Origin of the sequence: Neisseria sp. P0014.S002 (genome assembly GCF_051958295.1) — a bacterium.
GTDB lineage: Bacteria > Pseudomonadota > Gammaproteobacteria > Burkholderiales > Neisseriaceae > Neisseria > Neisseria flavescens_B.
In genome coordinates this window covers 101,146-115,917 of the sequence record NZ_JBQCVO010000002.1, presented here as the reverse complement: position 1 = coordinate 115,917, position 14,772 = coordinate 101,146, and the positions used below count along the sequence as shown (strand labels likewise).

At 51.0% G+C, this 14,772-nt stretch carries 13 protein-coding genes; 1 reads left to right on the top strand and 12 read right to left on the bottom strand.

Annotated elements, in window-relative coordinates:
* From nuoG to truC, 11 genes are all read right to left on the bottom strand, one after another.
* Entirely contained in the window at positions 1–2,262 is a 2,262-nt protein-coding gene (nuoG, locus tag ACTHSX_RS02780) for an NADH-quinone oxidoreductase subunit NuoG (protein WP_440376749.1), read from the bottom strand.
* Between the two features lie 58 nt (positions 2,263–2,320).
* Positions 2,321–3,616, bottom strand: coding sequence for an NADH-quinone oxidoreductase subunit NuoF (gene nuoF / locus ACTHSX_RS02775; protein ID WP_440376748.1), 1,296 nt, complete (start codon positions 3,614–3,616; stop codon positions 2,321–2,323).
* A 178-nt stretch (positions 3,617–3,794) separates the two neighbouring features.
* Positions 3,795–4,379, bottom strand: a complete 585-nt coding sequence (locus ACTHSX_RS02770) for an excalibur calcium-binding domain-containing protein (RefSeq protein WP_254321324.1) — start codon at positions 4,377–4,379, stop codon at positions 3,795–3,797.
* Positions 4,380–4,473: 94 nt separating this feature from the next.
* Entirely contained in the window at positions 4,474–4,947 is a 474-nt protein-coding gene (gene nuoE / locus ACTHSX_RS02765; protein ID WP_004467713.1) for an NADH-quinone oxidoreductase subunit NuoE, read from the bottom strand.
* The gene (gene nuoD, locus ACTHSX_RS02760) at positions 4,947–6,203 is read right to left on the bottom strand and encodes an NADH dehydrogenase (quinone) subunit D (RefSeq protein WP_003686526.1); all 1,257 of its coding nucleotides are present in this window, start codon (positions 6,201–6,203) and stop codon (positions 4,947–4,949) included. Before nuoD ends, nuoE begins: the two co-directional genes overlap by 1 nt.
* On the bottom strand, positions 6,193–6,786 hold the full coding sequence (locus tag ACTHSX_RS02755) for an NADH-quinone oxidoreductase subunit C (RefSeq protein WP_440376747.1): 594 nt from the start codon (positions 6,784–6,786) through the stop codon (positions 6,193–6,195). The genes nuoD and ACTHSX_RS02755 overlap by 11 nt, the downstream gene beginning before the upstream one ends.
* 12 nt (positions 6,787–6,798) lie before the next feature.
* Complete coding sequence (locus tag ACTHSX_RS02750) at positions 6,799–7,281, bottom strand: NuoB/complex I 20 kDa subunit family protein (RefSeq protein WP_002215610.1); 483 nt, start codon at positions 7,279–7,281, stop codon at positions 6,799–6,801.
* The gene (locus ACTHSX_RS02745) at positions 7,272–7,628 is read right to left on the bottom strand and encodes an NADH-quinone oxidoreductase subunit A (protein WP_070606431.1); all 357 of its coding nucleotides are present in this window, start codon (positions 7,626–7,628) and stop codon (positions 7,272–7,274) included. Before ACTHSX_RS02745 ends, ACTHSX_RS02750 begins: the two co-directional genes overlap by 10 nt.
* Positions 7,629–7,962: 334 nt before the next feature.
* Entirely contained in the window at positions 7,963–9,420 is a 1,458-nt protein-coding gene (locus ACTHSX_RS02740; RefSeq protein WP_440376746.1) for an oligopeptide:H+ symporter, read from the bottom strand.
* Positions 9,421–9,869: 449 nt separating this feature from the next.
* The gene (prfB, locus tag ACTHSX_RS02735) at positions 9,870–10,973 is read right to left on the bottom strand and encodes a peptide chain release factor 2 (protein WP_440376745.1); all 1,104 of its coding nucleotides are present in this window, start codon (positions 10,971–10,973) and stop codon (positions 9,870–9,872) included.
* A 96-nt stretch (positions 10,974–11,069) separates the two neighbouring features.
* Positions 11,070–11,786, bottom strand: coding sequence for a tRNA pseudouridine(65) synthase TruC (gene truC / locus ACTHSX_RS02730; RefSeq protein ID WP_440376744.1), 717 nt, complete (start codon positions 11,784–11,786; stop codon positions 11,070–11,072).
* Between the two features lie 140 nt (positions 11,787–11,926).
* Between truC and ACTHSX_RS02725 the strand changes: the two genes are divergently transcribed.
* Positions 11,927–12,655 carry a TIGR00730 family Rossman fold protein gene (locus ACTHSX_RS02725; RefSeq protein WP_070590039.1) on the top strand — a complete coding sequence of 243 codons (729 nt, stop codon included), beginning with the start codon at positions 11,927–11,929 and terminating at the stop codon, positions 12,653–12,655.
* A gap of 110 nt (positions 12,656–12,765) precedes the next feature.
* On the opposite strand, the gene ACTHSX_RS02720 is transcribed toward ACTHSX_RS02725, so the two are convergent.
* The gene (locus tag ACTHSX_RS02720) at positions 12,766–14,622 is read right to left on the bottom strand and encodes an ABC transporter ATP-binding protein (protein ID WP_295847124.1); all 1,857 of its coding nucleotides are present in this window, start codon (positions 14,620–14,622) and stop codon (positions 12,766–12,768) included.
* Positions 14,623–14,772 lie beyond the last annotated feature (150 nt).

Sequence of the window (14,772 nt, the reverse complement as noted above, 5' to 3'; positions counted from 1 at the left end):
TCAAGCTCCCGCCAGTTCAATAGTGTCCATCAACGCACCCAGCGCGGCATTTTCGGTATGCAGCGGCAGATGCACCACGTTTTCAGGCAAACCGGCATCGGCTTTGACGGCAACCGATACGCTTGCGCCGTTTTGTTTGGCGACAGCGCTTTGTCCGTCTTGCAGACCCAAGCGTGCCAATGTGTTCGGATTTACACGCGCGGCAGGCACGGCGGCATGGCTGGTTTCTTGCAACGGTGCAGAACGGCGCACGATAGAATCAGTATGATAAATACCGACGCCGCCGACACGGACGAGACGGTCTGAGGCCGTCTGAACGCCCTCCCCTGTCCATGTGCTGCGGTTGTCCAGTTTGGACGGCAGACTTTCTGCATCCAGCGCATCTTTCAGAATCGCAGCGGTATCGTGGTATTCAAAACCTTTCAGGTCAAACAGGTTGCCCAATACGCGCAACACTTTCCACAGAGGACGCGAATCGCCGAAGCCTTGTACCACGCCGTGGAAAGATTGCAGACGGCCTTCCATATTGATGAAGCTGCCCGAGGTTTCGGTAAACGGCGCAATCGGCAACAATACGTCGCACACGTCCAGCAGCGTTTCGCTGACAAACGGCGTAAACGCCATCACGCTTTTCGCCTGTTTCAACGCGGCTACGGCTTTTGCACCGTCCGCCGTATCGATTTCAGGCTCGACATTGAGCAGCAAGACTGCCTGTTTCGGCGCGTTTGCCATTTCGGCAACGCTCTCGCCGGAGTTCACGCCCAATACGTCCGCACCAACGCTGTTGGCGGCTTGCGGCAAAATACCCAGCACTGCGCCGGTCGCATCTGCCAGCTCTTGCGCGGCGGCATAAATGGCGGCGTAATCAGGATGGTTTTGCACTTCCGCGCCCAAAATCACCGCTGCTTTTTCAGCGTTTTTCAGGCTGGCGGTAACTGCGTGTTCCGCATTGACAGACAGGTTTTTCAGACGGCCTGCCCACTCGTCGGGATGTGCGGCTTCTTGAGAGAGAAGCGGCATAAACAATTCTTCTTTACTGCTGGCCAATACGCTCAACGCCATACGGTCTTTGGCGGCGCGGCGCAGGCGGGCGGTCAGGAGCGGCTGTTCTTTGCGCAAGTTCGCGCCGACTACCAATACGGCATCGTTGTCAGCCAAAGATTCAATGCTTTGTCCCAACCATTGCGCACCTTTAAGGCCGTCTGAAAGACGTTTGTCTTGTTGGCGCAAACGGGTGGCAAAGTTTTTAACACCCAAGCCGTCGGCGAGTTTTTTGGCCAGATACAGCTCTTCAACCGTATTCATCGGATTGGCCCAAACGCCGACTTGGTTTTGGTTGCCGTCTTTGGCGATACATTCAATCGCGCTGCGGACATATTCCAGCGCGGTTTTCCAATCCACGTCCATCCACTCGCCGCCCTGTTTGATTTTCGGGTTTTTCAGACGGCTTTCATGATACAGGCCTTCGTAGGCGAAACGGTCGCGGTCGGACAACCAGCATTCGTTAATCGCTTCGTTTTCTAGTGGTAGCACGCGGCGGACGGTATGGTCTTTGGTTTGTACAATCAGGTTGCTGCCCAAAGCATCATGGGCGGAAACGGATTTGCGGCGATTCAATTCCCAAGTACGCGCGTTGAAGCGGAACGGTTTGCTGGTCAATGCGCCGACAGGACACAAATCGATAACGTTGCCCGACAATTCGGTTTCCACTGCTTTGCCGATAAAAGGCATGATTTCGGAGTGTTCGCCGCGGTTGGCCATGGCGATTTCTTGTACGCCGGCGATTTCTTCAGTGAAACGAACGCAACGGGTACAGTGGATACAACGGCTCATTTCCTCGGCGGAAACCAAAGGGCCCATGTCCTTGCCGACGACAGAACGTTTTTCTTCGGTATAACGGCTGGTGGTTTTACCATAGCCCATCGCCAAATCCTGCAACTGACATTCGCCGCCTTGGTCGCAAGTCGGACAGTCAAGCGGATGGTTGATGAGCAGGAACTCCATCACGCCTTCTTGCGCCTCCCGGGCTTTTGCCGAATGCGTACGCACAATCATGCCGTCTGTAACCGGCGTGGCACAGGCGGGCAGGGGTTTGGGGGCTTTTTCCACGTCTACCAAACACATACGGCAGTTGGCGGCGATGGAAAGTTTTTTGTGGTAACAGAAATGCGGGATATAAGTACCGAGCTTGTGCGCGGCTTCAATCACCGTCGCGCCCTGCTCCACAGATACCTGTTTGCCGTCGATTTCGATTTGTAACATGGTTCGTTCCTAGTTACGGGTATTTAATAAATAATTCTTTTAGAGGCCGTCTGAAAACTTAGCACCACTTATTCGGTTTCATCGGTTCGCCGTGTTCGATGTAATGCACAAACTCATCACGGAAATGCTTGGTAAAGCTGCGGACGGGGAAGACGGCGGCATCGGCAAGGGCGCAGATGGTGCGGCCTGCCATTTGGTTACCGATAGAATCCAGCAGATCCAAGTCTTCCATGCGGCCTTTGCCTTCTACGATGCGGTGGACGATGCGGTAAAGCCAGCCTGTACCTTCTCGGCAAGGCGTACATTGGCCGCAAGACTCGTCATAGTAGAAGTAGCTCAGACGCTCAAGGGCTTTCACCATGCACACGTCTTCGTCCATGACGATAATCGCGCCGGAACCCAACATCGAACCTGCTTTGGAAATCGAGTCATAGTCCATATTGGTCTGCATCATAATATCGGCAGGCAATACAGGCGCGGACGAACCGCCGGGAATAACGGCTTTGAGTTTTTTACCGCCGCGCATACCGCCCGCCATTTTCAAGACTTCGGCAAACGGCGTACCCAATGGCACTTCATAGTTGCCCGGACGCTCGACATGGCCGGAAATACAGAACAATTTGGTACCGCCTGCATTCGGAATACCTTTATCGGCAAATGCCTGTCCGCCGTCACGGATAATGAAGGGGACGGAGGAGAACGTTTCGGTATTGTTGATGGTGGTCGGTTTGCCGTACAGGCCGAACGAAGCAGGGAATGGTGGTTTAAAGCGCGGCTGACCTTTTTTGCCTTCCAACGATTCGAGCAATGCGGTTTCTTCGCCGCAAATATATGCACCGTAGCCGTGGTGGGCAAAGAGTTCAAATTCAAAATCCGAGCCTAAAATATTTTTACCCAAAAAGCCTGCGGCGCGCGCCTGCTCCAAAGCGGCTTCAAAGCGTTGGTAGCCTTCAAAAATTTCGCCGTGGATATAGTTGTAGCCGGCTTTCGCACCCATCGCGTAACCGGCAATAATCATGCCTTCAATCAGGGCATGAGGATTGAACATGATGATGTCTCGGTCTTTAAATGTACCCGGCTCGCCTTCGTCGGTGTTGCAAACCACATATTTTTCGCCCGGGAAGGAACGGGGCATAAAGCTCCATTTCAAACCGGTCGGGAAGCCCGCACCGCCACGACCACGCAAGCCAGAGGTTTTGACTTCGTCAATCACATCGGTTTGCGAGATGTTTTCGGACAGGATTTTACGCAGGGCGGTATAGCCGCCACGTTTGACGTATTCGTCCAATGTCCAGCAATCGGGATTGGCGGTATCCACTTGGTCAAAAATCACGCCTGATTGGTAAATAGCCATTTTTGGTGTGCCTGTTTGTTTTCGTATCGGTTGCAGCCGTTGTTTTCAGACGGCCTAATATATCTTTGTATATCGACTCTATGCCGTCTAAAATATGTTGATTCACTAAAGTTGATATTTCAGACGACCTTGTATTTCGTTTTCATGGTTATAGACCTAGTCTACTTTGCTGAAGTTATCACCATCCACCGCATTTATCTTCACATGGAATCCCATCACCATCACCATCCATTTTGGTATCAGAACAATTCTGTAAAAACCATTTGGCCTCTTCGCATGACACCATCTGAGAACAATATTGCCTGCCATCACAACGATATTTATTACTATTGCTTTTTTTAGCTTGTATCGTAGCTGGATCATTAAGCTCTACTGGTGCATTAGTTTGTTTAGGGACTAATTTTGCTGCAGCGAATTGATATATCTGATAACCAATTAACCCGAAAAGTACCAACCCTACCAATTTCGTCAATATGGAAGACGACGTATCTAAGGCAAAAAATGATTTTTTCTTTGCCCTCGAATGATGGTTATGATTCCGCTTAAAATCTCTTGCCTCACGATTTAAGTAACGAATCTGTTTAGCAACATTTTTTCCTTTTCCGTTAGAAGATACTTCAAAGCCAACTGCCTCATTAATTTCAGGACGAGGGCTTCTTTGGGAAAAGTCAGAAATATGGCAGAAAATTTCTTGTTTACTACCATCTATCCGTATAAAACCATAACCTTTTTCATCATCCCACTTAACAATTATCCCTTTCATTAACCGCTTCCCTTTTTATTGTTACTTTTAAATCACAATTTAAAATTTTGGAATAACTAGTAAGTTTGATTACAAACTAATGTGTTCAGACGATCTATTCTAATTCTGCTAATTTTTTCTCAATCGCCTCTTCAGTCATAAAGCTGCACATGCTGTGGTTGTTGACCAGCATGACCGGAGCGTCGCCGCATGCGCCCATGCATTCGCCTTCGACAAGGGTAAATTTGCCGTCGGGCGTGGTTTCGCCGTAGCCGATACCGAGTTTTTGTTTGAGGTATTCGCCGGTAGCCATACCGCCGCGCAGGGCGCAGGGTAGGTTGGTACAAACGGTCAGTTTGTATTTGCCGACAGGCTCAAGGTCGTACATATTGTAGAAAGTAGCGACTTCGTAGGCTTGTGCAGGCGAAATGCCGATATAGTCTGCGACAAAGGCGATGGTCTCAGGAGCAAGCCAGCCTTTTTCGGTTTGGGCAATACGCAATGCGCCCATAATGGCGGAGCGACGTTGGTCGGCAGGATATTTTGCCAACTCGATGTCGATTTGTTTTAAAGATTCTGCGGATAACATTATCGGTCAACCTCCCCGAATACGATGTCCTGCGTACCGATGATGGCAACGACGTCGGCCAGCATGTGGCCTTTTGCCATTTCGTCCATACCTTGCAGATGGGCGAAGCCGGGTGCGCGGATTTTCAGGCGGTAGGGTTTGTTTGCGCCGTCTGAAATGATGTAAACGCCGAACTCGCCTTTCGGATGTTCGACAGCGGTATAGGTCTCGCCCTCAGGAACGTGCATACCCTCGGTAAAGAGTTTGAAATGGTGAATCAGGTCTTCCATACCTGTTTTCATTTCGGTACGTTTGGGCGGAGCAAATTTGTGGTTGGTGGTAATGACCGGACCGGGATTGACACGCAACCACTCGGAGCATTGTTTGATGATGCGTACGGATTGACGCATTTCTTCCATACGGCAGAGGTAACGGTCGTAGCAGTCGCCGTTGACGCCAACGGGGATGTCAAAATCCATTTTGTCGTACACTTCGTAAGGCTGTGTCTTACGCACGTCCCATTCCACGCCCGAACCGCGCAGCATCACGCCGGTAAAGCCTTTTTGCATGGCGCGCTCAGGAGTGACAACGCCGATGCCGACGGTACGCTGTTTCCAAATACGATTGTCGGTCAGGAGGGTTTCGAGTGTGTCGATGTTTTTCGGGAAGCGTTCGCAGAAGGCATCGATAAAGTCGAGCATGGTGCCTTCGCGGGATTCGTTGAGCTGCTTCAATACTTTGGCGTTGCGGAATTTGCTGCTCTCGTATTTAGGCATGAAGTCGGGCAGGTCGCGGTAAACGCCGCCGGGACGGAAATAGGCTGCGTGCATACGCGCGCCGGACACAGCTTCGTACAAGTCCATCAGCTCTTCGCGGTCGCGGAAGGCGTAAAGGATGGCGGTCATCGCACCAATGTCGAAGGCGTGCGAACCGATGCCCATCAAGTGGTTGAGGATGCGCGTTACTTCGGCAAACATCACGCGGATGTATTGGGCGCGGATAGGCACATCAATACCGGCAAGTTTTTCTACTGCCAAACAATACGCCTGCTCGTTGACCATCATGGAAACGTAGTCCAAGCGGTCCATATAGGGCAGGGCTTGCAGATAGGTTTTGGTTTCCGCCAGTTTTTCGGTGCCTCGGTGCAAGAGGCCGATATGCGGGTCGGCACGGACGATTTGTTCGCCGTCCAACTCCAAAATCATACGCAATACGCCGTGCGCCGCAGGGTGTTGCGGGCCGAAGTTGATGGTGTAGTTTCTTAATTTATTGGCCACCGTAGTTCTCCTCACGGACGATACGCGGCGTGATCTCGCGCGGCTCAATGGTAACAGGTTGGTAAATCACGCGTTTTTGCTCTTCGTCGTAACGCATTTCCACATAGCCGGAAATCGGGAAGTCTTTGCGGAACGGATGTCCGACAAAGCCGTAATCGGTCAGGATGCGGCGCAAGTCCGGGTGGTTGTTGAACATGATGCCGTACAAATCGAAGGCTTCGCGTTCGTACCAATCCGCGCTGTTGTAAATATCGACTACAGATTCGACTACGGGGAAGTCGTCGTCTGAAACCCAGACGCGTACGCGGATGCGTTGATTGTTTTTAACGGAAAGCAGCTGACTGACGACGGCAAAGCGTTTGCCCTGCCATACTTCGTTTTTGTAAGTGCTGTAATCGACACCGCACAAATCGACCAAAAGCTCGAAATGCAGTTCTTCATGATCGCGCAGCGTGGCCATCACTGAAACATAATGTTCGGGCAGACACTCGACGGTAATCTCGCCCAGAGCTGAAATGACTTTGCTTGCCTGATCGCCAAGCACGCCGACGACGGTCTCGTATAAGTTTTGAATGCTTGCCATATCGTCCTCTCCTTACTCGTCACGCGCGATGGTGGAAGTGCGCTTGATTTTTTGTTGGAGCTGAATCAGGCCGTAAATCAGGGCTTCCGCAGTCGGCGGACAACCCGGCACATAAACGTCTACCGGCACGACGCGGTCGGCACCGCGCACAACGGAATAAGAGTAATGATAATAGCCGCCGCCGTTGGCACACGAGCCCATAGACAATACCCAGCGCGGCTCGGCGAGCTGGTCGTATACGCGGCGCAGCGCAGGCGCCATTTTGTTGGTCAACGTACCTGCCACAATCATCAGGTCGGCCTGACGTGGGGACGGACGGAAAATGATACCGAAACGGTCAAGGTCATAACGCGCCATACCCGCATGCATCATTTCCACGGCGCAGCAGGCCAAGCCGAAAGTAACCGGCCACAATGAACCGGTACGCATATAGTTCAACACCGTATCCGCGCTGGTGGTGATGAAACCTTTTTTCAAAACGCCTTCTATTCCCATTCCAGCGCACCTTTTTTCCATTCGTAAATAAAGCCTACCGTCAGAACGACGATAAACACCAGCATAGACCAGAAGCCGTACGCGCCCAAATCTTTGAACACGACTGCCCACGGCAACATGAACGCGACCTCCAAATCAAACAGGATGAAGAGGATGGCGACGAGGTAATAGCGTACGTCGAACTTCATCCTTGCGTTTTCAAAGGCTTCAAAACCGCATTCGTAAGCCGCGTCTTTTTCGGCATAGTGGTGTTTCGGGCCTAAAATTGTGCCGAGTAGAATAAACAGCACACCGGCCGCAAGGCCGACGAGGATGAATACGAGGACGGGAAAGTAACTGGCCAACATGGTCGTACCTAACTGGTTGACAGACAAATCTTAAAAATAGATTACCATTTTATCGAATTTCAAAAGCCATTTAAAGGTAAATATCAGCAAATCAGTAAAAAAACACTAATAAATTCAATAAAGTTATGAGAACAATTCTTATTCTTATTTAATATTTCACAATTTTAATTTCAATTTAATCATGTATCATTTAATTCGGATTTTCTACCTGTCCGATTTAATTCAAAAATCTGGAAAACCGCCCTTTTCCAAACCTCAATAAAAACATCAGGCCGTCTGAAAACTGATTCTTTTCAGACGGCCTGTGTACATCACATTATTTTAAATAGAAAAATTAATCGACACCTTTGAGCATGCGGTTCAATACCGGGGCAAGTACCAACAGGATACCGCAGGTTACTGCACCGATGGTGGCCAGCATCCAGTAGAAATCCAATGGCGACTGAGCATTGTAGTAGTCTTTAAACAACACTCCGCCCAAGGTAAAGCCGATAGACAATGCCAAAAAATTCAACGCAACCATTTGTGTTTTAAACATGCTCGGTGCGATTTTGGTGGAAAACGACAGCGAAATCGGCGACAGCATCAACTCGCCTATCGTAATCGCCAGCAACACCAGCATAAACACGATAATCGGCATCGGGGTTCCGGATGAAATATACGGAATGAAACACAAATAAGAGACGCCGGTTACCAACATGGCCAGCGCAAACTTCAACGGCGTTTTAGGTTGGCGTTTGCCCATTTTCGTCCACACCGCCGCCATCACGCCGGAGAAGAGAACCACCCACATGGCCTGTATCGAGTCTTTCCATGAAACAGGCACGGTAAAGCCGAAGAAAGTACGGTCGACCGTTTCGTCGAAATAAACCGTTGCAACGGTGTATACCTGAAACCAAACCGCCCAGAACATGCAAATGGTCAAAAACAGCGGAATATAGGCCATGATGTAACGTTTATTGGCTGCCTCAACCTGGCTGCTTCCCAGCAGGCGTGCAAAATAAGCGATGACGGTGATAATGACCACGCCCAAAAGCCAGCGTGAAAAGTTCTCAAGATTGAGCGCGCCGGAAGCAATCACGCTGCCCAACACCAAAACCAGCAACACACCGACAGCTATTGCAGTCTGTACCTTTTCAGGGCGCAACGGATTGGGCGCCGGCGTATGCGGCAGGTTTTTACGGCCGCGCGAATACCACAACAGGCCGAATGCCATGCCGACAGCCGCCGCGCCGAAACCGTAATGGAAACCCATCCTGTCTTGCAAAATACCGGTCAACAACGGGCCTAAGAAGCCGCCGATATTGATAGAAATATAGAAAATAGAGAAACCGGCATCGCGCAATTCGCGCAGGTCTTCCCGTTCATACAAAGAACCGACCATCGAACCGGCAGACGATTTCACGCCGCCGCTGCCCAGCGCGATAAACACCAAGCCCAGCAGCAATCCCATCAAACCCGGTACGATCGCCAATAAAATATGGCCGGTCATCACGACGATGCCGGCGATAAACAGGGTACGCTCCGCGCCCCAAATGCGGTCGGCCAACCACGCACCGAGAATGGTGGACAGGTAAACGCTGCCGCCGTACGCGCCGACAATGCCGCCGGCCAAGGCTTTATCCATACCCAAACCGCCTTGACTCGCGGTGTAATACAGATAAATCAGCAGGATGCCCTGCATACCGTAGAAGGAAAAACGCTCCCACAGCTCAATATGGAATAGGGTGGATAATTGCAAAGGATGGCCGAAGAAAGTTTTCTCGGCAGAAGACAGCTTTTGGCCGGACATTATGAGTTCTCCTAATATATTAGACAGGCTCAGGCTTCAGACGGCCTGTTATACCTACCAATCATTTTTATGGAAACCATATATTACCGTCAATCTTTGCATTTGCAAAACATTAAAAAGTATATTTTTACAAAAAGAGTAATATTCTCATTTAAAAAGAAATCAATAGCTACATAACAAGCATATCGCGGCCATATCCGTCATGCCTTACATATTCAAAAACCGTTAATTTTTAGATTTTCTATATTGTATTTTTCATGTAGCCGAAAACGGATATATTTACTGCGTTCAGCATTCCATTTAGGCTGATAAGACTTTAGCTTATTCAAATAGATAGAATCTTTTACCTGCTGGAAATATAAATCATCGCAGTGGATATAGTTACTGCCATATTCAACAATAAACAGGCCGTCTGAAATCTTTCAGACGGCCTGTTTATCTCTTACAGTTTACACACCTTGTTTCAGGCTGGCTTCGATGAAGCCGTCCAAATCGCCGTCCAATACGGCTTTGGTGTTGCCGACTTCGTAGCCTGTGCGCAAGTCTTTGATGCGTGAGGAGTCCAAAACGTATGAGCGGATTTGGCTGCCCCAACCCACATCGGACTTACCTTCTTCCAAAGCCTGTTTCTCTTCGTTGCGTTTGCGCATTTCCAATTCATACAGTTTGGATTTCAACATTTCCATCGCGGCAGCTTTGTTGGCGTGTTGCGAACGGTCGTTTTGACATTGAACCACGATACCGGTCGGCTCGTGGGTAATACGCACGGCGGAGTCGGTTTTGTTAATGTGCTGACCACCGGCACCGGATGCGCGGTAAGTGTCGATACGCAAATCGGCGGGGTTGATTTCGATTTCGATGGAATCATCGATTTCGGGATAAACGAACACGGAGGCAAACGAGGTGTGGCGTTTGTTGTTTGAGTCAAACGGCGAGTAGCGCACCAGGCGGTGAACGCCGGTTTCGGTGCGCAGCAGGCCATAGGCGTATTCACCTTCCACGCGGATGGTGGCGCGGTTGATACCGGCGATTTCGCCGTCGTCTTCTTCAAGGATTTCGATTTTGAAGCCTTTGCGCTCGGCGTAGCGGCTGTACATGCGGAACAACATGCCCGCCCAGTCTTCGGCTTCGGTACCGCCCGCGCCTGCGGTGATGTCGATAAAGCAGTTGTTCGGGTCGGCAGGCTGGTTGAACATTCGTTTGAATTCGAGGTCAGCCATTTGTTTTTCCAAACCGGCCACATCTTCCTGAACAGCGGCGAAACCTTCTTCGTCGTTTTCTTCGACGGCCATTTCAATCAGCATGCGGTTGTCTTCGATACCTGTGGCGATGTTGTCGAGGGTCACCACGATGCCTTCGAGGATTTTGCGCTCTTTGCCGATTTCTTGGGCGCGTTTGGGGTCATTCCAGAGTTCCGGGTCTTCGGAGAGGCCGATGACTTCTTCAAGGCGGTCTTTTTTGCCTTGGTAGTCCATATAGACGCGGATGTCTTCGCTGCGCTTCTCCAAGTCGTTTAGGGTGTTGTTAAGCTGGTTGATTACTTCGGCTTCCATGATTCTTGTGTTCTTTCAAAATTTTAGGGCGTATTGTAAGGGATTTGCCTGTTTTTTTCCATGACCGGGTCGCCTGAAAATGTGCGGTTCGGGTTTTCAGACGGCCTCGGTTTTGAATTTTTCCAACCAAAGCTGCCAGTCATTGTCTATCGGCGCGTTTACAGTCATCCGGCTGCCGTCTTCTATGCTTTGAAAACTGAGGCTTCGCGCGTGCAACATCAGGCGTTGCGTGCCGATATGTTCGGCAACGGCATGGTTTTGGCGCAAATCGCCGTAGTTGGTGTCGCCGACGATGGGGTGGAAAATGTGTTTCATATGACGGCGGAGTTGATGTTTGCGTCCGGTGTGCGGCTTGAGTTCGGCCCACGAATAACGCGAGGTCGGATAACGCAGGGCGGACTGGAACGGCAGCTCGGTTTGTGCCAGACAGCGGTAGGCGGTTTGCGCTTCCTGCAAAGTCGCTTCGGTCTGCGCTTCAGCAATTTTATCGGGCATATATTTGAGGGCGTAATCAATCAGGCCGTCTGAAGGCAGATGACCGCGAACGATGGCCCAATAAGTTTTTTCGATGGTTTTATTTTCAAACTGCTGCGTCAATAACCGTGTAGCTTCCGTATCGAGGGCAAACAGCAAGACGCCGGAAGTCGGGCGGTCCAGGCGGTGGACGGGATAGACGTGCTGCCCGATTTGGTCGCGCAGGGTCTGCACGGCAAAACGGGTTTCGTGTTTGTCTAACCAGCTTCGGTGCACCAGCATTCCGGCAGGTTTGTTGACGGCGATAGTGCGGCTGTCGCGGTGGATAATATCGAGCATGGCGGAGCAGTTGAATAAAAGCAGATATTGTAACGGGCTTTTGAAAATGTGGCAGGCACACTTGCCGCCGAAACCCAACTTTCAGACGGCCCACCCCTTTCGGGTTACAATACTGCACATAAAAACACGAAGGAAAAGCCATGAGCCTGCTCAAAAAATTGCCCAAACCCATGCTGCCCGACGAAACCCGCCGCGATATTCAGGCGCGCGAGTCGTATCATGTATTGAAGATTATTTCCGAATTTGTCGAAGCCGGCGAAGAATTGCGCGCCATTCAGCCAGCCGTCAGCATTTACGGCAGCGCGCGTACGCCTGAAGATCATCCCGACTACGAGTTCACATTACGCTTGGCACGCAAACTGTCGGATGCCGGATTTTCCGTCATCTCCGGCGGCGGGCCGGGCATTATGGAAGCGGCCAACAAAGGCGCGTTTGCAGGCGCAAGTCCGGCGGTGGGACTGAATATCGTGTTGCCGCACGAGCAAAAAGCCAATCCGTATCAAGATTTGTCGATTAAATTCCAACACTTCTTCCCGCGCAAAGTCATGTTCGTCAAACATGCCGTGGCGTATGTCGTCATGCCCGGCGGTTTCGGCACATTGGACGAATTGTTTGAAAGCCTGACTTTGGTGCAAACCGGCAAAACGCCTGACCGCCCGATTATCTTAGTGGGCAAAGCATTTTGGGCAGGACTGCTGGACTGGATACGCGAGCAGTTGTTGGGCAGAAACCTGATTTTGGAAGAGGATTTGAACCTGATCCGCGTCATCGACGACGAAGACGAGATTATCGAAGAAATCTTCGCCCATTACGAAAACCGCTTGGAAGACTTGTCCGAACACCAAAATGCTTGGTCGCTGGGGCTGTAAAAAACTAAGGTTTCAACTAAAAAAGGGCGGTTATCCACCTGCCCTTTGCTTCATTAACAAAGGCCGTCTGAAAATGTTTTCAGACGGCCCTTTATCTTCTTTCAAAGCGTTTAATTATTTTCCCACTCGACATGCTCACTCAAGAAGCCGCCGCTTTGGTGTGCCCAAAGTTTGGCGTACAGGCCTTGTTTCTCGAGCAACTCGGTGTGGCTGCCTTCTTCGATGATGCGGCCTTTGTCCAAGACGATGAGGCGGTCCATCGCGGCGATGGTGGAGAGGCGGTGGGCGATGGCAATCACGGTTTTGCCTTCCATCATTTTGTCGAGGCTTTCTTGGATGGCGGCTTCGACTTCGGAGTCGAGCGCGCTGGTGGCTTCGTCAAGCAACAGAATCGGCGCGTCTTTAAGCATGACACGGGCAATGGCGATGCGTTGGCGCTGGCCGCCGGAAAGTTTCACGCCGCGTTCGCCGACGTGCGCATCATAGCCGCGTCGGCCTTTGGCATCGCTTAAGTTAGGAATAAAACCGGCGGCCTCGGCACGTTCGGCAGCGGAAATCATCTCGGCTTCGGTTGCATCGGGACGGCCGTAGATAATGTTGTCGCGGACGGAGCGGTGCAGCAGGGAGGTATCTTGCGTCACCAAACCGATTTGAGCGCGCAGGCTTTCTTGGGTAACGCTGTCCACGTTTTGGCCATCGATCGAAATCGTGCCGCTTTGCGGTTCGTAAAAGCGCAGGAGCAGGTTGACGATGGTGGATTTGCCCGCGCCGCTGCGGCCTATCAAGCCGACTTTTTCGCCGGGTTTGATGTTCAGATTAAAGCCGTTGAGGAGCGGTTTGCCTGCTTCGTAGGAAAAATCGACGTGATCAAACTTGATTTCGCCTCGGGTGACTTTCAGCGGCAAGGCTTGCGGTTTGTCGAGGATGGTGTGGGGTTTGGACAGGGTCGCCATGCCATCATTGACAGTACCGATGTTTTCAAACAATCGGGCAGACTCCCACATAATGTATTGCGACAAACCGTTCACACGCAATGCCATGGCCGTGGCGGTGGCTACCGCGCCTACGCCGACTTGGCCGTGATACCAAAGCCAAATGCCCAAGGCGGTTGTGCCGACGGTCAGCGAGCTGTTGACGATAAAGCTGCAGGTGTGCAGCAGCGTTGCCAAACGCATTTGGGCATGGACGGTTACCATAAACTCTTCCATCGACTGCTTGGCATAAGCGGCCTCGCGTGCGCCGTGGGAGAAGAGTTTGACGGTGGCGATATTGGAATAGGCGTCGGTAATGCGGCCGGTCATCAGCGAGCGCGCATCGGCTTGGCGTGCAGCGGTTTTGCCGAGTTTGGGAATCAGGAAGCGCATAATCATCGCGAATCCAATCATCCAGCAGATAAACGGCACGATAAGCCAGGCATCGAATGAGGACAGAATCACACCGGAAGTGATGAAGTACACCAGCACATACACAACCATATCGGCGACGGTCATCACGACATCGCGCAGCGCCAGCGCGGTCTGCATGACTTTGGCGGACACACGTCCTGCAAATTCATCCTGATAAAAGCCTAGGCTTTGTCCCAACATCAGGCGGTGGAAATTCCAGCGCAGGCGCATGGGGAACACGCCTTGCAGGGTTTGCAGGCGTACATTGGAAGCGAAAAAGGTCCAAACGGCAAAAAATGCCACCATGGCCATCATGCCGATTAATGCATGGCCTTTTTCAGCAAAAAGTGTTTGCGGTGTATACGCGCCGAGCCAGTCGACCACCTTGCCCATAAATTGGAACATCAAGGCTTCCATGATGCCGACGCCGACCGTAAACACGGCCAACACGGCGATCCATTTACGCACGCCTTCAATATTGCTCCAAATAAACCGCCACAACCCTTTTTCTGGCGTTTTCGGGGCGGCTTCGGGATAAGGGTCGATGCGTGACTCGAACCATGAGAATATTTTTTTAATCATTGTTTTTGCAAATGTGATAAAACGGTCAGGCCGTCTGAAAGAGGTGTTCAAATACATTCAAGACTGTATTTTACGGGAAAAATCCAACTGATGACAGCGTATACCGTCAGTCCGATCAAACCAATCTATCGGCTTGACCATCTAAAAATC

Coding starts and splice junctions, on each gene's coding strand:
- nuoG (WP_440376749.1), bottom strand. CDS start 2,262: ATGTTACAAATCGAAATCGACGGCAAACAGGTATCTGTGGAGCAGGGC.
- nuoF (WP_440376748.1), bottom strand. CDS start 3,616: ATGGCTATTTACCAATCAGGCGTGATTTTTGACCAAGTGGATACCGCC.
- ACTHSX_RS02770 (WP_254321324.1), bottom strand. CDS start 4,379: ATGAAAGGGATAATTGTTAAGTGGGATGATGAAAAAGGTTATGGTTTT.
- nuoE (WP_004467713.1), bottom strand. CDS start 4,947: ATGTTATCCGCAGAATCTTTAAAACAAATCGACATCGAGTTGGCAAAA.
- ACTHSX_RS02755 (WP_440376747.1), bottom strand. CDS start 6,786: ATGGCAAGCATTCAAAACTTATACGAGACCGTCGTCGGCGTGCTTGGC.
- ACTHSX_RS02750 (WP_002215610.1), bottom strand. CDS start 7,281: ATGGGAATAGAAGGCGTTTTGAAAAAAGGTTTCATCACCACCAGCGCG.
- ACTHSX_RS02745 (WP_070606431.1), bottom strand. CDS start 7,628: ATGTTGGCCAGTTACTTTCCCGTCCTCGTATTCATCCTCGTCGGCCTT.
- ACTHSX_RS02740 (WP_440376746.1), bottom strand. CDS start 9,420: ATGTCCGGCCAAAAGCTGTCTTCTGCCGAGAAAACTTTCTTCGGCCAT.
- prfB (WP_440376745.1), bottom strand. CDS start 10,973: ATGGAAGCCGAAGTAATCAACCAGCTTAACAACACCCTAAACGACTTG.
- truC (WP_440376744.1), bottom strand. CDS start 11,786: ATGCTCGATATTATCCACCGCGACAGCCGCACTATCGCCGTCAACAAA.
- ACTHSX_RS02725 (WP_070590039.1), top strand. CDS start 11,927: ATGAGCCTGCTCAAAAAATTGCCCAAACCCATGCTGCCCGACGAAACC.
- ACTHSX_RS02720 (WP_295847124.1), bottom strand. CDS start 14,622: ATGATTAAAAAAATATTCTCATGGTTCGAGTCACGCATCGACCCTTAT.